The organism is Curvibacter gracilis ATCC BAA-807 (genome assembly GCF_000518645.1).
Taxonomy (GTDB): Bacteria; Pseudomonadota; Gammaproteobacteria; order Burkholderiales; family Burkholderiaceae_C; genus Curvibacter; species Curvibacter gracilis.
This window is the reverse complement of the sequence record NZ_JADZ01000005.1, coordinates 236,768-256,151: the sequence shown is the minus strand read 5'-3', so window position 1 is coordinate 256,151 and position 19,384 is coordinate 236,768. Positions and strand designations below refer to the sequence as shown.

General features: G+C 66.9%; 19 protein-coding genes. 6 read left to right on the top strand and 13 right to left on the bottom strand.

The genetic code is table 11. The features are described from left to right. The first annotated feature begins 26 nt into the window (after nucleotides 1-26). The 3 genes from L880_RS0103920 (at nucleotide 27) to L880_RS36625 (ending at nucleotide 2,272) form a co-directional block, all read left to right on the top strand. A complete protein-coding gene (locus tag L880_RS0103920) occupies nucleotides 27-281 on the top strand; it encodes an AbrB/MazE/SpoVT family DNA-binding domain-containing protein (protein ID WP_027474561.1) in 255 nt (84 codons plus the stop codon). Further along, complete coding sequence (locus tag L880_RS0103915) at nucleotides 275-595, top strand: type II toxin-antitoxin system PemK/MazF family toxin (RefSeq protein ID WP_027474560.1); 321 nt, start codon at nucleotides 275-277, stop codon at nucleotides 593-595. Before L880_RS0103920 ends, L880_RS0103915 begins: the two co-directional genes overlap by 7 nt. A gap of 144 nt (nucleotides 596-739) precedes the next feature. Further along, the gene (locus L880_RS36625; protein ID WP_043328413.1) at nucleotides 740-2,272 is read left to right on the top strand and encodes a methyl-accepting chemotaxis protein; all 1,533 of its coding nucleotides are present in this window, start codon (nucleotides 740-742) and stop codon (nucleotides 2,270-2,272) included. Between the two features lie 7 nt (nucleotides 2,273-2,279). Here L880_RS36625 and L880_RS0103905 read toward each other — a convergent pair whose 3' ends face one another. From L880_RS0103905 to L880_RS0103890, 4 genes are all read right to left on the bottom strand, one after another. After that, nucleotides 2,280-2,699 (bottom strand): type II toxin-antitoxin system VapC family toxin, encoded by a 420-nt coding sequence (locus tag L880_RS0103905; protein WP_027474558.1) that lies wholly within the window; start codon nucleotides 2,697-2,699, stop codon nucleotides 2,280-2,282. Further along, nucleotides 2,696-2,944 (bottom strand): type II toxin-antitoxin system Phd/YefM family antitoxin, encoded by a 249-nt coding sequence (locus tag L880_RS0103900; RefSeq protein WP_019576576.1) that lies wholly within the window; start codon nucleotides 2,942-2,944, stop codon nucleotides 2,696-2,698. The genes L880_RS0103905 and L880_RS0103900 overlap by 4 nt, the downstream gene beginning before the upstream one ends. 98 nt (nucleotides 2,945-3,042) lie before the next feature. After that, nucleotides 3,043-3,483 (bottom strand): nuclear transport factor 2 family protein, encoded by a 441-nt coding sequence (locus L880_RS0103895; RefSeq protein ID WP_043328411.1) that lies wholly within the window; start codon nucleotides 3,481-3,483, stop codon nucleotides 3,043-3,045. Nucleotides 3,484-3,502: 19 nt separating this feature from the next. Further along, nucleotides 3,503-5,527 (bottom strand): NADPH-dependent 2,4-dienoyl-CoA reductase, encoded by a 2,025-nt coding sequence (locus tag L880_RS0103890; RefSeq protein WP_027474556.1) that lies wholly within the window; start codon nucleotides 5,525-5,527, stop codon nucleotides 3,503-3,505. A gap of 127 nt (nucleotides 5,528-5,654) precedes the next feature. On the opposite strand from L880_RS0103890, the gene L880_RS0103885 reads away from it, so the two are divergent. Next, a complete protein-coding gene (locus L880_RS0103885; protein WP_027474555.1) occupies nucleotides 5,655-6,248 on the top strand; it encodes a PadR family transcriptional regulator in 594 nt (197 codons plus the stop codon). Here L880_RS0103885 and L880_RS0103880 read toward each other — a convergent pair. The 3 genes from L880_RS0103880 to L880_RS0103870 are packed head-to-tail and all read right to left on the bottom strand — an operon-like array spanning nucleotide 6,221 to nucleotide 9,581. Then, nucleotides 6,221-7,012, bottom strand: coding sequence for a citryl-CoA lyase (locus L880_RS0103880; RefSeq protein ID WP_027474554.1), 792 nt, complete (start codon nucleotides 7,010-7,012; stop codon nucleotides 6,221-6,223). The two genes, L880_RS0103885 and L880_RS0103880, sit on opposite strands and share 28 nt — an antisense overlap. 22 nt (nucleotides 7,013-7,034) lie before the next feature. Then, nucleotides 7,035-8,534 carry a class I adenylate-forming enzyme family protein gene (locus L880_RS0103875; protein WP_027474553.1) on the bottom strand — a complete coding sequence of 500 codons (1,500 nt, stop codon included), beginning with the start codon at nucleotides 8,532-8,534 and terminating at the stop codon, nucleotides 7,035-7,037. A 48-nt stretch (nucleotides 8,535-8,582) separates the two neighbouring features. Further along, nucleotides 8,583-9,581, bottom strand: a complete 999-nt coding sequence (locus L880_RS0103870; protein WP_027474552.1) for a Bug family tripartite tricarboxylate transporter substrate binding protein — start codon at nucleotides 9,579-9,581, stop codon at nucleotides 8,583-8,585. Nucleotides 9,582-9,710: 129 nt separating this feature from the next. On the opposite strand from L880_RS0103870, the gene L880_RS0103865 reads away from it, so the two are divergent. Further along, a complete protein-coding gene (locus L880_RS0103865; RefSeq protein ID WP_027474551.1) occupies nucleotides 9,711-10,514 on the top strand; it encodes an IclR family transcriptional regulator in 804 nt (267 codons plus the stop codon). A 41-nt stretch (nucleotides 10,515-10,555) separates the two neighbouring features. Here L880_RS0103865 and L880_RS0103860 read toward each other — a convergent pair whose 3' ends face one another. The 6 genes from L880_RS0103860 to L880_RS0103835 all read right to left on the bottom strand — a co-directional run bounded on the left by L880_RS0103860 (nucleotide 10,556) and on the right by L880_RS0103835 (nucleotide 18,716). Next, the gene (locus tag L880_RS0103860) at nucleotides 10,556-12,067 is read right to left on the bottom strand and encodes a chemotaxis protein CheW (RefSeq protein WP_027474550.1); all 1,512 of its coding nucleotides are present in this window, start codon (nucleotides 12,065-12,067) and stop codon (nucleotides 10,556-10,558) included. Further along, nucleotides 12,064-14,910, bottom strand: a complete 2,847-nt coding sequence (locus L880_RS0103855) for a methyl-accepting chemotaxis protein (protein WP_281174754.1) — start codon at nucleotides 14,908-14,910, stop codon at nucleotides 12,064-12,066. The genes L880_RS0103860 and L880_RS0103855 overlap by 4 nt, the downstream gene beginning before the upstream one ends. A gap of 269 nt (nucleotides 14,911-15,179) precedes the next feature. After that, on the bottom strand, nucleotides 15,180-16,190 hold the full coding sequence (locus L880_RS0103850) for a Bug family tripartite tricarboxylate transporter substrate binding protein (RefSeq protein WP_027474548.1): 1,011 nt from the start codon (nucleotides 16,188-16,190) through the stop codon (nucleotides 15,180-15,182). Nucleotides 16,191-16,258: 68 nt separating this feature from the next. Next, the gene (gene maiA / locus L880_RS0103845) at nucleotides 16,259-16,900 is read right to left on the bottom strand and encodes a maleylacetoacetate isomerase (protein WP_027474547.1); all 642 of its coding nucleotides are present in this window, start codon (nucleotides 16,898-16,900) and stop codon (nucleotides 16,259-16,261) included. A 10-nt stretch (nucleotides 16,901-16,910) separates the two neighbouring features. After that, nucleotides 16,911-17,621, bottom strand: coding sequence for a fumarylacetoacetate hydrolase family protein (locus L880_RS0103840; protein ID WP_027474546.1), 711 nt, complete (start codon nucleotides 17,619-17,621; stop codon nucleotides 16,911-16,913). A gap of 48 nt (nucleotides 17,622-17,669) precedes the next feature. Beyond that, nucleotides 17,670-18,716 carry a cupin domain-containing protein gene (locus L880_RS0103835; RefSeq protein WP_027474545.1) on the bottom strand — a complete coding sequence of 349 codons (1,047 nt, stop codon included), beginning with the start codon at nucleotides 18,714-18,716 and terminating at the stop codon, nucleotides 17,670-17,672. 147 nt (nucleotides 18,717-18,863) lie between these two features. On the opposite strand from L880_RS0103835, the gene L880_RS0103830 reads away from it, so the two are divergent. Next, nucleotides 18,864-19,382 carry a MarR family winged helix-turn-helix transcriptional regulator gene (locus L880_RS0103830; RefSeq protein WP_027474544.1) on the top strand — a complete coding sequence of 173 codons (519 nt, stop codon included), beginning with the start codon at nucleotides 18,864-18,866 and terminating at the stop codon, nucleotides 19,380-19,382. The last annotated feature ends 2 nt before the right edge of the window (nucleotides 19,383-19,384 follow it).

Genomic DNA, 19,384 nt, shown 5'->3' with positions numbered 1-19,384 from the left:
GCGGTGAACAAAGGCGGGAGAAGCACATGGAAGTCACCCTACGCACCATCGGCAACAGCAAAGGCGTGGTCTTGCCCAAGCCCTTGTTGATCCAGGCGGGCCTGGAAGGCTTGGCCACCGCCAGCATCGAGGTGGAAAACGGGGCCATCGTCCTGCGCAAGCCGGGCAAGGCGGTTCGTGCAGGCTGGTCGGAGGCCGCAGCGGCAGTGGCAGCCCATGGCGATGACTCACTGCTCATGGGGGAGTTCGGCAACGCGCAAGACGCGGAGCTGGACTGGTGAAGCGCGGAGACATCTGGCTGGTGAACCTCGATCCGACGGTGGGCAGTGAGATCCAGAAATCCCGTCCCTGTGTGGTGGTGTCCCCCGCCGAGTTGAACGACCACCTGCGCACCGTCATCGTGGCACCGATGACTTCCAAGGGGTTTGCTGCGCCGTTTCGGGGGCCGCTGGTCCACGCCGGCACCCAGGGCTTGATCGTGCTGGATCAATTGCGCACGGTGGACAAGCTGCGTCTGGTCAAGCGGCTGGGCGCCGTGTCGCCCGAGACCTTGACCCAAGTGTTGTCCACACTGCGCGAAGTGTTCACAGCGTAGGGCTCGCGCTGTTGAAGACCGCTGTGTGGACGCTCTGTGAGGGTTTGCCTCCAGTGGACAGGCGGCCTCGGTCGTGACATCTTGTGACAACGCGCCGCGGTGTTGCGGCGCGTGTCACCCCAAAAGAAGACAGGAACCTCGGCCATGAAAACCCGCCAGAGAATCCTTCTCATGAGCCTGGCCTCGCTGCTGGGCATGGCCTTGATCAGTGCCATGGGCTTGCAGGCCCTGCGCCAGACCCTGGTGGAGGGCAAGCAGGAGCAGATCCTGAAGGTAGCCCGCCTGGCCCAGGGCGTGGTGGCGCACTACCAGCAATTGGAAGGCGCGGGCAAATTGAGCCGCGAGCAGGCCCAGGCGCAGGCCCGTGAGGCCTTGTCAGGCATGCGCTTTCAGGACGACTACCTGTTTGTGCGCACCCTCGACAACGTGATGCTGGTGCACGCCGATCCCAAGCGTGTGGGCCAGGTCGACAAGGGTTCACGCACCGAAGACGGCCGCTTGACCTCCGAGATCTACCGCGATGGCCTCAGCAAAGCCCGCCAGGTGTTCATGACCGCCTATGTGGCCCGGCCTTCTGCCACCGACAAGAGCGAGGTGCCCAAGTTGCTGGGGGCCATTCTGGACGAGCGTTGGGGCTGGGTCATCGGCAACGGGGTGTTCATCGATGACATCGACGCGCTCTACCGCAGCTACCTGTTGCGCTTTCTGGGTCTGAGCGGGCTGGTGCTGGCGGTGTTGCTGGGCCTGGGCTGGCGCACCCACCGCGTGCTGCAGCGGCAGCTTGGTGGCGAGCCGGATTACGCGGCCACCATTGCCCAGGGCATCGCCTCCGGCCGGCTGGATCAGCCCATCGTGCTCGATGGCCCGGCCGAAAGCCTGCTGGGCCAGATGCAGACCATGCAGCGCTCCTTGCGCGAGGTGGTGCAAGAGGTTCAGCAAGGGGCGTCCACCATCCGCCAGGCGGCCGACGAGGTGGCCCAGGGGAGCCTGGACCTGTCCAACCGCACCGAACAGGCGGCGGCCAGCCTGGAGGAGAGCGCTTCATCGATGGAGCAGTTGACCGACAACGTGCAGCACAACGCCGAGGCTGCCCAACAGGCCCGCCAGTTGGCGCTGCAGGCCAGCGACGTGGCCACTCGGGGCGGCACGGTGATGGCCCAGGTGGTGAGCACCATGGCCGATATCAACGATTCGTCGCGCCGCATCGGGGACATCATCGGCGTCATCGACGGCATTGCCTTCCAGACCAACATCCTGGCCCTTAACGCCGCGGTCGAGGCCGCCCGGGCCGGTGAGCAAGGGCGCGGCTTTGCGGTGGTGGCCAGCGAGGTGCGCAGCCTGGCCGGCCGCAGTGCCCAGGCGGCCCGTGAGATCAAGGCCCTGATCGCCGACTCGGGCAGCCGGGTCGAGAACGGCACCCAGCTGGTGCAACAGGCGGGCAGCACCATGGACGACATCGTGCGTGCGGTGGGGCAGGTCAGCACCATGATCCAGGACATCTCCGAGGCCGGCGCCCAGCAAAGCCGCAGCCTGGGCGAGATCGGCAGCGCGGTGTCGCAGCTGGACCAGATGACCCAGCAGAACGCCGCCCTGGTGGAGCAGAGCTCCGCCGCTGCCGCCAGCCTGCAGGATCAGGCACAGCGGCTGACCGGCACGGTGGGGCATTTTCACTGCTGAGGTGGGCTCAGGCCGGGCTTTGCCAGGGGTTGAACAGATCCACCCCCAGGCCTTCGAAATCCCGGGTGTTGCGGGTCACCATGCACAGGCCGTGGGTGGCCGCGGTGGCTGCCAGCAGCGAGTCGATGGTCGGCAAGGGGCGACCGGCCCTTGCCAGCAAGCGGCCCCACCGTTCGCAGACGGGCTGATCAACGGGCAGGATGCGCCCTTGAAAGTAGGCGGGGAGGTCGGCTTCAAGCCAGTCGCTCAAGACCTGCCGTTTCGGAATGTCTTGCAGGCTGTCAATGCCTTTGCGGATTTCCCCCAGCGTGAGCACGCTCAGGAACAGCGAGCGGGCAGGGCGCTGTGACATCCAGGCGGCAACGGCCGGCTCTGGGGTTTTCCGCCGCAATTCGGACAGCACGTTGGTGTCGAGCAGGTAACTCACCAGGGGGTCTCCGGCACCGTGTCTTGTTGCCGTGTCAGATCCAGCTCAAGGTCGGGAAACGGGGCCTGCCGCATGAACTCGACCAGGGACTGATCGCGGCCTGAGAGCGATTCGTACTGCTTTTGCGACAGCAGCACCGCCACCGGCCGCCCATGCAAGGTGATGTCTTGCGGGCCTTCGGTTTCGGCTTTCTTGACGACTTCGGAAAAGCGGGCTTTGGCTTCTTGCACTTGCCAGACAGACATGGGCGCCTCCTTGTGATCTGACCAGAAGGGTCATAGTTTATCGGCAGGTGACTGTCGAGGTGGCTGAGGTGCCCTCCGCCCGTCAGCTCTTCAGTGACTCAGGTCTTCAGCTTGTGCGCCGGCAAGTGCGCCGCCAGTCGCGCCCCCATCTCTGCGCCCAGGGCCTGCAGGCCGCTGAGCGGGCGCACCATCACCTCGAACTCGGTGATCAGCCCCTGGGCGTCGAACTGGATCAGGTCGATGCCCTTGAGTGCCTTGCCGTTCACGTTGGCGCTGAACTCCAGCACCACGCTCAGACCGTCTTCGCTGGCCAGTTCGCGGTGGTAGGCGAAGTCTTCAAACACCTGCATCACCGTGCCCAGGATCAGTTCAAGTGCTGCTGCGGGCCCGTAGGGCGTGTGCGCCATGGGCGAGCGGAACACCGCGTCGGGGTGCAGCAAGGCGCTCAGGCCACTGAGGTTTTTGGCTTGCACCATGGTGTGCCAGCGGGCCAGGGAAGCCCGCACGGCGGGGTTCAGCTGGGTCAGGGTGTTGATCATCTTGGTCTCCTGTTGGTTTTCAGATCTGGGCCGCCAGGGTGGTGCCTTGGTGGATGGCGCGCTTGGCATCCAGTTCGGCGGCCACATCGGCACCCCCGATCAGGTGCACGCGGCAGCCGGCGGCCTGCAGGCCTTCATACAGCTCGCGCTGGGGCTCCTGGCCGGCGCAGACCACCACGTTGTCCACCGGCAGCAGCTGGGGCTGGCCATCTACGGTGATGTGCAGGCCGGCGTCGTCGATCTTCTGGTAGGCCACCGAATTCGTCATGGCCACGCGGCGCGCCTTCAAGGCGCTGCGGTGGATCCAGCCTGTGGTCTTGCCCAGTTGGTCGCCCACCTTGCTGTCCTTGCGCTGCAGCAGGTGCACCTGTCGGGGCGAGGGCTCGACCTGCGGTCGGGCCAGACCGCCGGCCTGGGCATAGCTGGGGTCGATGCCCCATTCGGCATAGAACTTGGCCGGGTTCTGGCTGGCGCTGTCGCCCGAATGGGTCAGCACCTCGGACACATCAAAGCCGATGCCCCCGGCCCCGATCACGGCCACCGAGCGGCCCACCGGGCGGTGATCGCGCAGCACGTCCAGGTAACCCAGCACCTTGGGGTGGGTGATGCCCTCGATCGCCGGGGTGCGCGGCACCACGCCGGTGGCCAGCACGATCTGATCGAAGCCGCCCGCCTGCAAGCCGGCCACGTCGACGCGGGTGTTCAGGCGCAGGTCCACTTTCTTCAGCTCGAGCTGGCGCTTGAAGTAGCGCAGGGTCTCATGGAACTCTTCCTTGCCCGGCACCTGCTTGGCGATGTTGAACTGGCCGCCGATCTCGGCCGCCGCATCGAACAAGGTGACCTGGTGCCCGCGTTCGGCGGCCGTGACGGCAAAGCTCAGCCCGGCCGGGCCGGCGCCCACCACAGCAATCTTCTGCGGCTGGGCACTGGGGGTGATGAGCAGCTCAGTCTCGTGGCAGGCCCGGGGGTTGACCAGGCAGGAGGTGATCTTGCCGCCAAAAGTGTGGTCCAGGCAGGCCTGGTTGCAGCCGATGCAGGTGTTGATCTCGTCGGCGCGGTTGTCGGCCGCCTTTTGCACAAAGAAGGGGTCGGCCAGCAGGGGGCGGGCCATCGAGACCATGTCGCAGCAGCCCGCGGCCAGCAGTTGCTCGCCCACCTCGGGCGTGTTGATGCGGTTGGTGGCCACCAGCGGAATGCCCACATGGCCCTTGAGCTTTTGTGTCACCCAGGCGTAGGCCGCGCGTGGCACCTTGGTGGCGATGGTGGGGATGCGGGCCTCGTGCCAGCCGATGCCGGTGTTGAGGATCGTGGCGCCGGCGGCCTCGATGGCCTGGGCCAGGGTGATCACCTCGGCCAGCGTGGAGCCGCCTTCCACCAGGTCGAGTGCCGACAGGCGGTAGATGATGATGAAGTTCGGGCCCACGCGCTCACGCACCTGCCGCACGATCTCGACGGCGAAGCGGATGCGGTTTTCGTAGGCGCCCCCCCATTCGTCCGTGCGGTGGTTGGTGCGGGCGGCGATGAACTCGTTGATCAGGTAGCCCTCGGAGCCCATGATCTCGACCCCGTCGTAACCGGCCAGCTGGGCCAGCGCGGCACAGTTCACAAAGTCGGCGATGGTCTGTTCGACTTCTTCACCCGTCAGGGCCTGCGGCACAAAAGGGTTGATGGGGGCCTGCAGTGCGCTGGGGGCCACCAGGTTCTTCTGGTACGAGTAGCGGCCAAAGTGCAGGATCTGCATCGCGATCTTGCCGCCGGCGGCGTGCACCGCCTCGGTCACCGTGCGGTGGTGCAGGGCTTCGGCTTCGGTGCTGAGCTTGGCCCCGCCCTTCATGGGGCGGCCAGCCTCGTTCGGGGCAATGCCGCCGGTCACCATCAAGGCCACGCCGCCGCGGGCGCGCTCGGCGTAGAAGGCGGCCATGCGCTCAAAGCCGTTCGGCACCTCTTCGAGGCCCACGTGCATCGAGCCCATCAGCACGCGGTTCTTGAGGGTGGTGAAGCCCAGGTCCAGGGGCTGCAGCAGGTGGGGGTAGGGGTGGCTCATCGGGTGTCTCCGTTTTAATTGCAACTGGTTGCATAAAATTCTAGAGGCAAAGCCAGGTTTTGTGCAACCGGTTGCACAAATGCTTGCAAAGCCAATGCCCTGGCCGGCTTGAGGCAGAATCTTCCCCATGTCGCTGCCCCATGCCTTGCTCACCGCCCTGATCGAGCGCCCCAGTTCGGGCTTTGACCTGGCCGCGCGTTTTGACAAATCCATGGCCTATTTCTGGCAGGCCTCGCACCAGCAGATCTACCGCGAACTGGCCCGACTCGAAGAGGCGGGCTGGGTGCAGTCGAGTGCCGATGAAAGCGCCCGGGGCGGGCGCAAGGTCTATGAGGTGCTGGCGGCCGGGCGCGAGGAATTGCGCCGCTGGGTGGCCGAGCCGGCCGACCCGCGGCCGCTGCGTGAGGAACTGATGGTGCGCCTGCGGGCCGATGCGGCGGTTGGCCCCTGTGGCCTGCAGCACGAAATCACCCGCCGGCTGGCCCTGCACCAGGCTCAGTTGGCGGTGTACCAGGCCATCGAGCAGCGTGACTTTGCGCCCGGCATCGACCACCAGCGGGCCCAGCGCCTGCAACACCTGGTGCTGCAGGCGGGCATCCTGATGGAATCGATGTGGTGCGAGTTCTCAGAGCGCGCCCTGGCCATCCTCAACGAGCCAGAGCCTGAGGCCGGCGCGGGCTCCCCTGCAGCAGATCAGACGCCAGGCCCGGCTTCCTCGTGAACAAAGGGGATGGCGTGCTCCACCGTGTCCCAGATGAAGCGGCCTGAGGGCGACTTCTGCTCCTCCACGATGTGGGCCACCAGACCGGCGGCGCGTGAGATCACGGCAAAGCCACGCATCACGGCGGTGGGCACACCCAGCTCGCCCAGCAGGGCGGCCACGGCGCCGGTGGCGTTGATCGTGACCGGGCGGCCCCAGACCTCGTCCACCGCCTGGGACAAGGTCATCAGCGCGTCCAGGTGGGTGCCTTTGAGCTCGGGCTCGGCCCGGCCCAGCTCGATCAGCTTGTAGGCGCGCGGGTCCACCGGCTTGTGCAGGTGGTGGCCAAAGCCGGGCACAGCCTGCTTGCGCGCGCGGTGCTCGCGGGCGATGGCCAGCGCTTCGGCCTGGGCGTCGGGGGCGGCCAGGATGCGGTCCAGCAGGCGCGAGCCGTTTTCCATGGTGCCCACGAAAGAGCTGCCCACGGCCAGCAGGCCGGCGGCCACGGCGCCTTGCAGGTTCTCAGGCGCGCTCATGTAGATCAGGCGGGTGGCGATGGCGCTGGGGGTCAGGCCGTGCTCCATCAGCACCACCAGCACCACGTCGGTGATGCGCACATCCACGGGGCGCAGCGGCCGCCCCAGGATCTGCATCAGCATCACCTCGGTGAAGCCTTTGCGGCCCATCAGGTCTTGCACCAGATCGGCCTCGCGGTAGTGCAGGCTGGTCAGGGTGTGGCGGCACAGGTGGGTGGTCGGGGTGTTCTGTGCAGTGGGGTTCGTCATGGGGTCTCCTTGGGCAAATGTTTCAGGGGGTGGGGCTCAGCGCTTGCTGGCGCACCTCGGTCTTGAGCACCTTGCCCACGGGCGAGCGCGGCAGGCTGGCATGGAAGTGGATGCGTTTGGGCGTCTGCACCGGGCCCAGGCGCTCACGCACAAAGGCGATCAGCTCGGCCTCGGCGGGGGGCGGGCCGGCGTCAGGGCGCAGTTGCACCGCGGCCTGCACCGATTCGCCCCACTTGTCGTCCGGCACACCGAACACCACGCACTCGTGGACGGCCGGGTGCTGGCCCAGCGCGTTCTCGACGTCCACCGGGTAGACATTGAAGCCACCGGTGATCACCACGTCGCGCAGCCTGTCTTTCAGGAACAGGTAGCCCTGCTCATCGATCAGGCCCCGATCGCCGGTGTGCAGCCAGCCGTCCACCAGGGTTTCGGCCGTCTTGTCGGGCAGGCGCCAGTAGCCGCTCATCAGCAGGTCGCCGCGCGCCACCACCTCGCCGATCTCGCCAGGCGGCAGGATCTCGCCGCTGGGCGACATGATGGCCACATCGCTGAACCAGGCCGTGCGGCCCACGGCTGCCCAGCGGCGCTCGTCCTCGAAGTCGTCGGGGCGCATCACGGTCAGGATCTGGGGCGCCTCGGTCTGCCCGTAGGTGGTGCCCAGCACCGGGCCGAAGAACTGGCGCACCGCGCGGATCTTCTCGGGCGGCATGGGGGCGCCGCCATAGATCAGCTGGCGCAGCTGCGGGTAGTCGGCCCGGCTGCTGCCGGGCAGAGCCATCAGCATGTAGACCAGGGTGGGCGGCATGAAGCACACCGTGCCGCCGCGCTCGCGAAAGGCCTGGCGCACCGCCTCGGCGCCGCCCTGGGCCAGCAGCACATGGCAGCCGCCCTGGGCCAGCACCGGCAGCAGGTAGGTGGAGGTGCCGTGGGTGATCGGGGCGGCCACCACATAGCGGGTGTGCTCGTCAAAGCCCCAGGCCTGGATCTGGTTGACGATGTTGGCCATCCAGGCGCGGTAGGGCTGCATCACGCCCTTGGGCAGGCCCGTGGTGCCCCCGGTGAACTTGATGGCCTGGGTGGCCTGTTCGGGCTGGTTGAAGCGTGGCTCGGCGGCCTGGGCGTGGCGCTCGATCAGGGCGGCCAGTTCAGGCCCGGCCAGGGCGATGCGGTGGCCCGGGGCGTCCCCCAGCAGCGCGGTGCCGGCCTCGTCCAGCACCAGCACGCTGGGTTCGGTGGCGTCCACGATGCGGCGGATCTCGGGGGCGGTGCTCTTGGGGTTCAGGGGCACCCAGATCTTGCCGCTGGCCAGCACCGCCAGCAAGGCCACGATGTGCGCGGCGCTGTTGTGCGCGCAGATCGCCACCCGGCTTTGCTCTTGCGGGTCGGCGGCCTGCAGGGCGGCGGCCAGGGCGCGCACACGGCGGGCCAGCTCGGCATAGGCGATGCGCTCATCCGGGGCATCGATGGCGATGCGCTCGGGCCAACGCCGGGCGGCGCGCCAGAAAAAATCGATGGGGTACATATTGGGTTCTCGTGAACAGGGATCGATGAACGGGGCTCGTGAACGGGTTCAGTCGGCCTTGGCCCCGGAGGCCTTGACCACGTCGCGCCAGCGCTTGATTTCGCTGGCGATGGTGTTGCGCATCTGCTCCGGCGTGCCCGGCAGGGGCGTGGCCGCCATCTCCTGCAGGCGCTGGCGCAGCTCGGGCTGGGCCAGCGATTTGTTCAGGGCCTGGTTCAGGCGCTCCAGCACGGCGGCCGGGGTGCCGGCGGGCGCGGCCAGGCCGAACCACGACTGCACCTCAAAGCCGGGGTAGCCCGATTCGGCCAGGGTGGGCACATCCGGCAGCAGCGGTGAGCGCTGGGCGCTGGTGACGGCAATGGCCCGCAGCCGGCCGGCGCGCACATGGGGCAGGGCCGAGGGCATGTTGTCGAACATCGACTGCACCTGCCCACCGATCAGGTCACTGATGGCGGGGGCGCTGCCCCGGTAGGGCACATGCAGCAGGTTCAGTCGGCTTTGCATCTTGAAAATCTCGCCCGACAGGTGGATCGACGAGCCGCTGCCTGACGAGGCAAAGGTGATGCCGTCCTTGGACGCCTTGGCAAAGCGCTGGTAGTCCTCCACCGACTTGATCGGCAGGCTGGGGTTGACCACCAGCACGTTGGGAATGCTGGCCATCAGGCCGATGGGCTCGAAGTCTTTCTGCGGCTCGTAGCCCAGGCGCGGGTACAGCGTGGCGTTGATGGTGTTGGCGATGGTGAACACGTACAGGGTGTAGCCATCGGGCGGGGCGTGGCTGACCACCTCGGCCCCCACGTTGCTGTTGGCGCCGGTGCGGTTGTCGATGGTCACCGGCTGGCCCAGCTGCTCGCTCAGGCGCATGCCCACCTGGCGGGCGATCAGGTCGGTGGCCCCACCGGCTGAATAGCCCACCACCAGGCGGATGGGTTTGACGGGCCAGGCCGCAGCGGAAGGGGGGGAACCCGGCTGGGCGATGGCCAGGGCGGGCAGGCAGGCCAGGGCGAGCAGGCTGATCGCCCGACGGCGAGAGGGCTTGGGTTTCATGTCTTGTCTCCAAGGGGTCAAAAAAGGGCCGCTGGTGCGTCTGGGGCACACTTCGCGGCTGGGCTCAACACCGGATTGTTCTGAATGTCCACCAAACGCACGCATGAAAACGTTCAGCCAATGGACGAAATGAGCTCGCGAAAGCGGCTTGAAAGCCCGCAGGGGCAGGACGGCCCCGTGTCCGAAGAGGCTGGCAACCGCACACTGCGTCGCGGGCTGCAGGTGCTGGACCAGGTGTTGGCGGCGGGCCGTGAAGGCCTGCGGGTGGTGGATCTGTGCCGTGCCACCGGCCTGGAGCGGGCCACGCTCTACCGTTTGCTGGGGCCCTTGATCGATGCGGGCTATGTGGCCCGGCAGGGCCGCTATCGCTACCAGCCCGGGTTGCGCCTCGCGCCCTTGCAGCCGCAGCCCGGCAGCGCCAACTGGGCCGTGCGCCTGGAGCCGGTGCTGGCCCAGGTCAGTGCCAGTGGCGGCGATGCCACCTTTGCCATCGTGCGTGAGGGGGCTCAGTCACGCTGCATCGCCCGCCATGTGGGCACCCACCCGGTGCAGATCCTGGTGATCCAGGTGGGCACGGCCCAGCCACTGGGGGTGGGGGCGGCCGGTCTGGCGCTGTTGTCGGCCTTGCCCGAGGCCGAGGTCGAAGCCTGCATCGCGGCCAATGCCGACCAGTTGCTGGCCTATGGCGGCATGAGCCCCGAGCGCCTGCGCCTGCTGGTGGCCGCCAGCCGCGAGCGTGGCTGGTCGGTGGTGGGCAACCACGCCACGCGCGGTGTGCTGGCCGTGGGCTGTGCGGTGCGCAATGCCCTGGGCGAGCCGGTGGCCGGCATCAGCGTGGCCACCACCCTGGCCCGCCTGCCCAAGGCCCGCCAGCAACTGATGGCCCGGGTGATGCAGGAGGCCCTGCAGCAGCACCTGAGCGGGGGCTTGTGAAGGGGGCGGCCGGGTGCCTGGGTGGCCTGGCGCTCAGGCGCTCAGGCGCTCAGCCGGGGCTGGGGCTGGGGGCGGCGCAGGCTGCGGGCCAGCGCGTGCAGGTCGACCAGGCGCAACACCCGCTCCTGCGGGGCGGTGCCGACCATGACCCGGTCGTCACGCTGGGCACCGGGCAGGCGCCCAGCTTCGATGTTGACCAGTGCCGGCACCCTGAAGCCCAGCCACTGACCCTCATCGTCGAGCACCAGCACCTGCCCCGTGTCGTGCTGGGCTTCATCCGCCGGCAGGCCCAGCAGCGGGGCCAGTTCCAGCACCGGGATGGCGCGGCCCCGGCTCATCAGCAGGCTGCCCTGACCCAGGCCATGCACCGCGGCCCCGGCCTCCCAGGGCAGGATTTCCGCGATCTGCGGCAATGGGCTGGCCACATCGACGCCCAGGTGGTAGATCAGCAAGGGCCCGCTGTCGCGAGATGGGGCGGCCTGGGGCCCGATCCCTCGTGGGTGCTGATCGCCCGATCGGCTCAGGCGTGTCAGGTCGAGCACGCGGGCATCGGTCTGCAAGGCTGGGGCGTCGAGCAGCATGAAAAAACCGATCGTGGTCTGGTCTTGCAGGCGTTGGCTGGACACCAGGGCCTCCACCGGCAGGGTGCCTGCAAACAAGTGCGAGCCCGCCAGACTGTAGGGCGGCAGGGGCACGCATTGACCGCTGTCTGCCGCCGCCACATCGGTGATGCTGTCGACCACACAGGCCACCAGCCCGCCCGAAGTCGGCACCAGAAAGGCTTGCTGATCGGTGCTCGCCTCGTGACCCGGCTGGGCACTCAGGCCGCACAGCAGCCCCAGGTGCACGGCGGGGATATCCCGCCCATTGAAGCGCATCATCCCGAGAAAGGCGCCTGAGGCGTTGCGCACATCCAGCAACTCCGGGTTCACCACAGTGGTGTGGACGGCTTCGGTGCCCACCGCCATGGGGATACCCTGGCAGCGGAACAGCATCAGGGGCTGGGCATTTTCAAGCGCCGTGGCGGCGGTGCTCGCCTGGGCGGGCGCTGACCCGGTCCCCTGCGGTCTGGACAACTCGGCGAGCCCGCTGCCGGTCGGCCAGGTCATGGGCAGATGGGGCTGGCGGATCAGGCTTTGCACATTCAAAAGGCTGACCTGGCTGCCATCATCGGGGCGCTCAAAACCACCTTCCAGGACCGAGTCGTTCGCCGGAGCCGGGGCCAGCCGGCGCAATTGCTCTGGCGGCAAGGCATAGACGCCCACCACCCCATCGGTTGCCAGACCGAGCAGGCGCTGCTCCCATTCGATGACCACCACGTAAGGGGCGGGCAAGGGCTGGGTCCCGGGTTGCAGCACCAGCCGCAGGTCCATCACCGGCACCATCACACCTCGCAGCGAGAAGGCGCCCAGGATGCTGGGGCACTCGGTGGGCAACGCGCTCAGGGGCCCACTCTGGACCACCTCCTTGAGATGGTGCTGGTGCAGGGCCAACTGCATGCCAGCCAGGTGGAACACACCCACATGCAGCGGGTCAGGGGCGGTGTCGGTCATGCGCTGGCGGCTGCGGTCAGCTCATGGATCAGGGTCGCCACGCCATCGGCCAGCAGGGCCTGGGCTTCTGCCGCCTGGGCGATGCTTTCCACCCGGCTCACGGTGTGGGTCACGCTGCCCAGGATGCCTTCAAAGCTGGTCGAGGCGGCCCGGCTCACTTCGGCACCTTCGTTGACCTCGCGGGAGGACTGCTCGATCAGCGTGGCGATCTCCTTGGCGGCCCCGGCGCTGCGCTCGGCCAGCTTGCGCACTTCGGCCGCCACCACCGAGAAGCCCACGCCGTGGGCGCCGGCCCGGGCTGCCTCGATGGCGGCATTGAAGGCCAGCAGGTTGGTCTGGCTGGCAATGTCGCTGATCACGCGCACGATCTCACCCACCTTGGCCGAACTGGCTTCGATGCGGTCGATGGCGCTGATGGACTTGCGCAGCGATTCGTGGCCCAGCTCGGCGGCCCGTGCCGTCTCGGTGGCGCGCTCGGCGGCCACCCGCGTGTTGTCGGTGACCTGGTGGATGCTGGTTAGCAGGCTTTCGATGCGCTGGTTCATCTCGTCAGCCCGCTTGGCAATGCTTTGTTCCAGCTGGATCTCTTTGGTGACGTCGAAGGCGTATTTGACGATCTTCACCACCTTGCCGTTCAGATCGAGGATGGGGTTGTAAGTGGATTGCAGCCAGACATCCCGCTGGAACTTGCCCACCCGGTGAAAGCGCCCCGACAGGAACTGACCCTCGCCCAGGCGCAGCCAGAAATCGCGGTACTCCAGGCTTTGCGTGTATTCCGGTGTGCAGAACAGGCTGTGGGGCTGGCCCTGGATTTCGCGCAGGGTGTAGCCCATGGCAGCCAGGAAGTTGCGGTTGGCGGTCAACACGTTGCCGTCCAGGTCGAACTCGATCACGGCCTGGCCCTTGTCGATGGCCGCCACCTTGGCTTCGTGCTCGGCATTGCTCACCTTGGAGGCGGTGATGTCCGAGGCAAATTTGACCACCTTCACCGGCCGCCCCAGGGCGTCGAACACGGGGTTGTAGGTGGCGTGGATCCAGACCTCACGCCCCTGGTTGCCGATGCGCTTGAACACATCGGTGATGTATTCGCCGCGTGCCAGTCGCTCCCACAGCTGGTGGTACTCGGCGCTGTTGGCGGTGTCATGCTCCACAAACATGCGGTGCGGGCGCCCCTGGATGTCTTCCAGCGCATAGCCCATCAGGTCGAGGAAGTTCTTGTTGGCCGTCAGGATCTTGCCACCCAACTCGAACTCGATCACCGCCTGGGCCCGGTCAATGGCCACCAGCTTGGCATCGGCTTCCAGTTGCCGGGACTTGCTCTCGGTGATGTTGTTGGCCTGCACGATCACCTTGGCCAACTGGCCATCGAGCCCAAGCACCGGGGTCAGGGTGGCGGCCAGCCAGACTTCCTTTTCGGCATGCCCTTTCAGTCGCAACTCGCCGGACCAGCCCTCGCCACGGCGCAGCGTGGGCCACAGGGCCTGGCGGGCGGGGCTTTGCTTGTCCTCATCGAACAGCAGGCCGCTTTTGGGTCGGCCGATCAGGTCCTCGCGCTGGAGCTCCAGGGCGTTCAGCATCGGCTGGTTGGCACTGAGGATCACGCCCTGGGCGTCCAGGTCCATCACGCAGGTGGTCTTTTGCAGCGTGTCCATGCGGGCCTGGATGTCGAGGGCTTCCAGCTTCTCGGCCGTCACATCGTTGCAAAACTTGATCACCTTGATCGGCTGGCCATCGAGGTCAAAGATCGGGTTGTAGGTGGCGCGCAGCCAGACCCGCTTGAGGTTCTTGCCGATGCGCAGGTATTCGCCACCCTCGAACTGGCCCTGACCCAGTTTCTGCCAGAAGGCACGGTAGGCTGCAGGATTGAAGCTGTCGTTGTCGACGAACATGCGGTGGTGCTGGCCGACCACCTCGTCCAGCGCATAGCCCATCAGGCTGAGGAATTGCTCGTTGGCGGTCAGAACATGGCCCGCCATGTCGAATTCGATGGTGCCGTGCGATCGCGTGATGGCGCTGACCTTGCCATCGTCTTCCAGCGATTTGAGCTTGGTCTGGGTCACGTCGGTGGCGAACTTGACCACCCGCACGGGCTTGCCGTCGAGGCCCAGGATGGGGGTGTAGGTGGCCTGCAGCCAGACGGGGCGGCCCTTCAGATCGCGGCGGCGGAAAGACCCACTCTGGGCTTGGCCTGCGCGCAATGCCTCCCAGAAGGCCTGGTACTCGGGGCTGGCCACATAGGCCTTGTCACAAAACAGGCTGTGGCTCTGGCCGATGACCTCGTGCCGGTTGCACTGCATGGCCTGCAGGAACAGGTCGTTGACCTCGAGAACCTCTCCCTCCAGGTTGAATTCGATCACCGCCTGGGTCTGATCGACCGCCCGCATGCGCGTCTCGGCCTCGATCGCCTTGAGCCGTGTGCTGGTGATGTCGTGGGCAAATTTGATGAAGCGTTCGGGTTTTCCATCCTGGCCCAGCACGGGCGCAGCGATGCCGTAGATGTGCAGACGACGCCCTTGTGCATCGATGCGTTCGAATTCACCGCACACCGAGCGGCCGGCGTGCAACTCTTTCCAGTAGTGCTCATAGGTCGGGCTTTCGATCAGCTCGGGTGGGCACATGACCTGGTGGTGCTGGCCTTTGAGTGCGTTCAGCTCATAGCCATACAGGGCCAGAAAATGATCGTTGGCTTCGGTCAGAAAGCCCTCCCGGTCAAATTCGGCCAGCGACTGGGCCTGGTCAATCGATTTGCCCAGGCTGATCAACTCGCGGGCCTCAGCCGGGCTGAGGGTCTCACCCCGCATGAGCTTTTCGGTCAGCAAGTCGTAGAAAGCGTTCTTGAACATTCGGTGCTCCTTCGATCACAGCGCAGGGGCGAACGCCACGCACCTGGATCTTCATTTTGGAGCGAATCTATCAGATGACTTCATATTTATCAATAAAAATATCCTCAATGATGTTTTTTTGTTTGTTTACTCCTGCTGGATGGGTTCATTGGGCGGACAGGTCCCGCAAGCCATTGCGGGATTTGCCGATTTTCGCTGCTCAATCCGTGATGGAGGCGTTCAGGCCGGTGGCGGCAGGCCACAAAGGCACTGCAGTGGGCTCAAGGCCCTCAATCCAGGCTGATGTTGGCCTTCTTGATCAGGGCCTGGTATTGCTGTGACTTGGCCTCGGCGTTCTTCAGGATCTCTTCCACCGACCAGTTGAGTGGCTCAAAGGCAAAGGTGTTGAAACGCTCGCGCACCTCGGGCTCGGCCAGCACCTTGAGCACATCGGCATGGATCTTGGCGCGCACCGCGGCCGGCACGCCCTTGGGGCTGAGCAGGCTGACAAAGGAGTTCACGTCCAGGCCCGCCGGGCCGCCGGCTTCGGCCACGGTGGGCACCTCGGGCAGTTGGGGGATGCGCTTGGGCGCGGCCACCGCCAGGTAGCGCAGCTTGCCGGCCTTGTACACGCCCTGGCTCGACGGGATGCTGGCAAAGCTCCAGGCCACATCGCCGTTGGCCACCGAGGTGTAGAGCTGGCTGACCTCCTTGTAGGGGGCATGCACCATCTGGACATCGGTCAGCGACTCCAGCCACTCGGCCCCCAGGTGGCCCGGGCTGCCCACCCCCCATGACCCGTAACTGACCGCCCCGGGCTTGGCCTTGGCGGCGGCCAGCAGGTCGCTCATGTTCTTCCAGGGCGACTGGGCGGACACGGCCACCATGAACGGCGTGCGAAACAGCGGCGCCACCGGGTCGAAGGCCTTGAGGGTGTCGAAGTTGCGCGACTTGTAGAGGTAGGGCAGGGCGGCCAGGTGTTCGCTGTCGAGCTGCACCAGGCTGTAGCCGTCGGCCGCGGCACGGCGCGCCGCCTCGATGGCGATGAAGCCGCCGCCACCGGGCCGGTTGTCCACCGTGACGCTCTGCTTCCATTGGATCGAAAGCCGGTTGGCCACCAGGCGCAGCACCGCGTCGGGGCCGCTGCCCACGGCGAAGGCGGTGAACACGGTGACGGGCTTGGTCGGGAAGTCCGTGCCGCTCTGGGCGGCGGCCGGCAGGTTCAGGCACAGGCCGGTCAGGGCCAGGGTGGCGCCCAGGGCGCCGCGGCGTGAGAGGGCGAGTGAGGTGGAGCGGGTCATGTTTGTCTCTTTTCTTGTGTCTGGGATGAGGGGACGGGCTGGCCGGCTTCAGCCGGAATCAGCCGGCTTCAGCCGCCATCAGGCTGGCGGCCCGGCGCCGCCTCGGCAAAGGCTGGCAGCGGTGCGCAGGCGGCGTCGATGGCGCTGATCAGGGGCCAGCGCGTCAGGTCCACCTGAAAGCGGCGCGCGCTTTCGATCTGCGGAATCAGGTAGACATCGGCCAGTGTGGGCGCGTCGCCATGGCAGAAACGGCCGCGCCGGGTGTCGGCCGCCAGCAGGGCTTCGAGCGCATCAAAGCCATCGGCGATCCAGCTGCCGCACCAGGTGTTGATGGCGGCCTCGTCGGCCCCGAAGCGGTGGCGCAGGGCTTCGAGGATGCGGCGGTTGTTCACCGGGTGGATGTCGCAGCCCACGATGGCTGCCAGGGCCCTCACACGGGCCCGGCCGGCAGTGTCGGCCGGCAGCAGGGGCGGCGTGGGGTGGGTTTCTTCCAACCATTCGATGATGGCGGGCGACTGGATCAGCACCTGCTCGTCGTCCAGCACCAGGGCAGGCACCAGGCCCTGCGGGTTCAGGGCCTTGAAAGCCGGGGCCAGGTGCGCCTCACGGCGCAGGTCCACGGCCACGTAGTCGGGCTTCAGGCCCTTCAGGTTCAGTGCAATGCGCAGGCGATGCGAGGTGCCGCTGCGAAAGAAGTTGTAGAGCTTCATGTGCGCTCGCTCAGGCGGCGGGGCCGACGGTCAGGGCCACACGGCCCACGCCGGCCACATGGCCCTCGATGCGGTCGCCCGGCAGCACGGCGCCCACACCCTCGGGGGTGCCGGTGTAGATCAGGTCGCCCGGCTGCAGGTGGTAGAACTGCGACAGGTCGGCGATGATTTCGCGCAGGTTCCAGATCAGCTTGTCCACGTCGGATTGCTGCTTGCTTTCGCCGTTCACGCTCAGGGCGATCTCACCGCGCTCGATCACCTGGCCCGGCCGGGGCACGATCTCGCCACACACCGAGGAGTCTTCGACGTCCTTGCCCAGGTCCCAGGGGCGGCCCTTGTCGCGCGCCACCAGTTGCAGATCGCGGCGCGTCATGTCCAGGCCCGGGGCGTAGCCATAGATCAGATCATGGGCGTCTTCCGCCTTCACCCGAAAACCCGGCTTGCCAATGGCCAGCACCAGTTCCATCTCGAAGTGGTAGTTGGCCGTGCCGGGTGGGTAGGCCACGGTGGCGCCGCTTTGCACCAGGGTCTGCGGGGCCTTGGTGAAGTAGAAGGGGCGCTCCACGCTCTTGTCGACCGGCTTGCCCATCTCCACCGCATGGGCGTGGTAGTTGCGGCCCACGAAGAACAGGCGGTTGATCGGCAGGCGCTGGGTGCTGCCCTGCACGGGCAGGGACATCACGGGAGGTGGGTTCCAGAGGTAGGAGGGGTTGGAGCTCATGGCGGATCGTTGGGTGGGTGTGTTGCGTGAAGTAGATGAAGGGCGTGTTCAACGCACCTCGTAGACGCCCAGCTTCTGGTGCAGGGGCGACTCGTCGGCCATGAAGACAAAGGCAGGGACATCGGCCCGGGGGTTGATCAGGGTGATGGGGGTGTAGCCCGGCGCGCAGCAGGTGTCGGCCTCGGCCAGCAGGAAGTGCTGGGGGGCGTGCGGGTCTTCCACCTGCACCTCCAGCGCACCTTCGATCACATGGAACACGCTCGCCGGTGAACGTGCCGGCAAGGCCAGGGTCTGGCCCGGGCGCAACATCAGGGCGTAAAAGCCCAGGATGTTTTCGGCATGGCCCCCGGTGGCTGGGTTGGTGTAGGTGAGCTGCACGGCCTCGAGCGCCGGCTGGTCTTCGGCCAAGGCCTGCAGCGCGGCACGCGCTTCGACCCAGGGGTAGCGCAGCATGGGGTAGGCCTTGCTGCTGCGTTCAAACACGGGGGTGGGCAGCAGGCCGCCGCGGGCATGGGTGCGCTCGCCGTGGCCCGGCTTCACCGCCTGGCGTGGGCCATCCACGTGGTAGGAGGCCTCCATGTAGTAGACCAGCGGAAGGTCCAGCACATCGAGCCACACCACCGGTTGGTCGCCGTCGTGGCCATGCTCGTGCCACAGGCCGGTGGGCGTCAGGATCAGGTCGCCCCGGCTCATGGGGCATTTTTCGCCATCGACCGTGGTGTAGGCGCCTTCGCCCTCAACGATCATGCGCACCGCGTTCGGCGTGTGGCGGTGCGAGGGCGCCCATTCGCCGGGCAGCAGCAGCTGCATGCCCAGGTACATGGCGGCACTGGCCTGCATTTTTTCCAGACCATGCCCCGGGTTGGCCAGCACCAGCACGCGGCGCTCGGCCTTCTCGATCGGGGTCAGTTCGCCCGCCTGCAGCAGCAGCGGTCGCAGGGCCTGGTAAGACCAGGCCGTGGCGCGGGTCTGGGGCCTGGGCTTGCCCGGCGGCAGCACGGCCCGCAGGCTGGGCCACAAGGGCACCAGGTTTTGCGCTTTCAGCGCGTCGCGGTAGTCCTGGGGCAGGTCTTCCAGGCGTCCAAGTTCGTTCATGGCGGGTTCCGGGCAGGGCAGGTGGGCGGCCTGTTTTCAAGAGGCCGCAACTCTTTCAAATGCATACTGATCAACAGTGTGCTGACGAAAAGTGTAGGGTTAGAATTTGACGCAGATCATTCGTGCAAACCCTAGGTACCTCTCCCGATGCCCGCTGCCCAGCCCAGCCCCCGTCCCGAACTGGAAGACCTGCCCGGCTTCCACATCCGCCGCCTGCAGCAGATCGCCGTGGCGGTGTTTCTTGAAGAGACGCAAGAGCACGGCCTGACCCCGGTGCAGTACGCGGCCATGGCCGCCGTGCAGCGCCAACCCGAGCTGGATCAGCGCACGCTGGCCCGCACCATCGGCTTTGACACCTCCACCATCGGCAGCGTGATCGACCGGCTGGAAGCCCGTGGCCTGATGCTGCGCAATGCCTCACCCACCGACCGCCGTGTGCGCCTGCTGACCCTCACCCCTGAGGGCGACACCCTGCTGGCCGAGGTGCAGCCCGGCATGCTGCGCGCCCAGGCCCGCATGCTCGAGCCCCTGCCGCCTGAGCAACGGGGGCAGTTCATGGAGATGCTGAAGGTGCTGGTGGACGGCAACAACGAATACAGCCGCGCGCCCAGCGTGCCGCTGGAGCCGGCGGTGGGGGCGCGGTCTTCAGCGGCAGTCACCAGATAATC

What these genes read in the sequence shown, in the direction of transcription:
- L880_RS0103920 (WP_027474561.1), top strand. Translation starts at nt 27, where the DNA reads ATGGAAGTCACCCTACGCACCATCGGCAACAGCAAAGGCGTGGTCTTG.
- L880_RS36625 (WP_043328413.1), top strand. Translation starts at nt 740, where the DNA reads ATGAAAACCCGCCAGAGAATCCTTCTCATGAGCCTGGCCTCGCTGCTG.
- L880_RS0103900 (WP_019576576.1), bottom strand. Translation starts at nt 2,944, where the DNA reads ATGTCTGTCTGGCAAGTGCAAGAAGCCAAAGCCCGCTTTTCCGAAGTC.
- L880_RS0103895 (WP_043328411.1), bottom strand. Translation starts at nt 3,483, where the DNA reads ATGATCAACACCCTGACCCAGCTGAACCCCGCCGTGCGGGCTTCCCTG.
- L880_RS0103890 (WP_027474556.1), bottom strand. Translation starts at nt 5,527, where the DNA reads ATGAGCCACCCCTACCCCCACCTGCTGCAGCCCCTGGACCTGGGCTTC.
- L880_RS0103885 (WP_027474555.1), top strand. Translation starts at nt 5,655, where the DNA reads ATGTCGCTGCCCCATGCCTTGCTCACCGCCCTGATCGAGCGCCCCAGT.
- L880_RS0103880 (WP_027474554.1), bottom strand. Translation starts at nt 7,012, where the DNA reads ATGACGAACCCCACTGCACAGAACACCCCGACCACCCACCTGTGCCGC.
- L880_RS0103875 (WP_027474553.1), bottom strand. Translation starts at nt 8,534, where the DNA reads ATGTACCCCATCGATTTTTTCTGGCGCGCCGCCCGGCGTTGGCCCGAG.
- L880_RS0103870 (WP_027474552.1), bottom strand. Translation starts at nt 9,581, where the DNA reads ATGAAACCCAAGCCCTCTCGCCGTCGGGCGATCAGCCTGCTCGCCCTG.
- L880_RS0103865 (WP_027474551.1), top strand. Translation starts at nt 9,711, where the DNA reads ATGAGCTCGCGAAAGCGGCTTGAAAGCCCGCAGGGGCAGGACGGCCCC.
- L880_RS0103860 (WP_027474550.1), bottom strand. Translation starts at nt 12,067, where the DNA reads ATGACCGACACCGCCCCTGACCCGCTGCATGTGGGTGTGTTCCACCTG.
- L880_RS0103855 (WP_281174754.1), bottom strand. Translation starts at nt 14,910, where the DNA reads ATGTTCAAGAACGCTTTCTACGACTTGCTGACCGAAAAGCTCATGCGG.
- L880_RS0103850 (WP_027474548.1), bottom strand. Translation starts at nt 16,190, where the DNA reads ATGACCCGCTCCACCTCACTCGCCCTCTCACGCCGCGGCGCCCTGGGC.
- maiA (WP_027474547.1), bottom strand. Translation starts at nt 16,900, where the DNA reads ATGAAGCTCTACAACTTCTTTCGCAGCGGCACCTCGCATCGCCTGCGC.
- L880_RS0103840 (WP_027474546.1), bottom strand. Translation starts at nt 17,621, where the DNA reads ATGAGCTCCAACCCCTCCTACCTCTGGAACCCACCTCCCGTGATGTCC.
- L880_RS0103835 (WP_027474545.1), bottom strand. Translation starts at nt 18,716, where the DNA reads ATGAACGAACTTGGACGCCTGGAAGACCTGCCCCAGGACTACCGCGAC.
- L880_RS0103830 (WP_027474544.1), top strand. Translation starts at nt 18,864, where the DNA reads ATGCCCGCTGCCCAGCCCAGCCCCCGTCCCGAACTGGAAGACCTGCCC.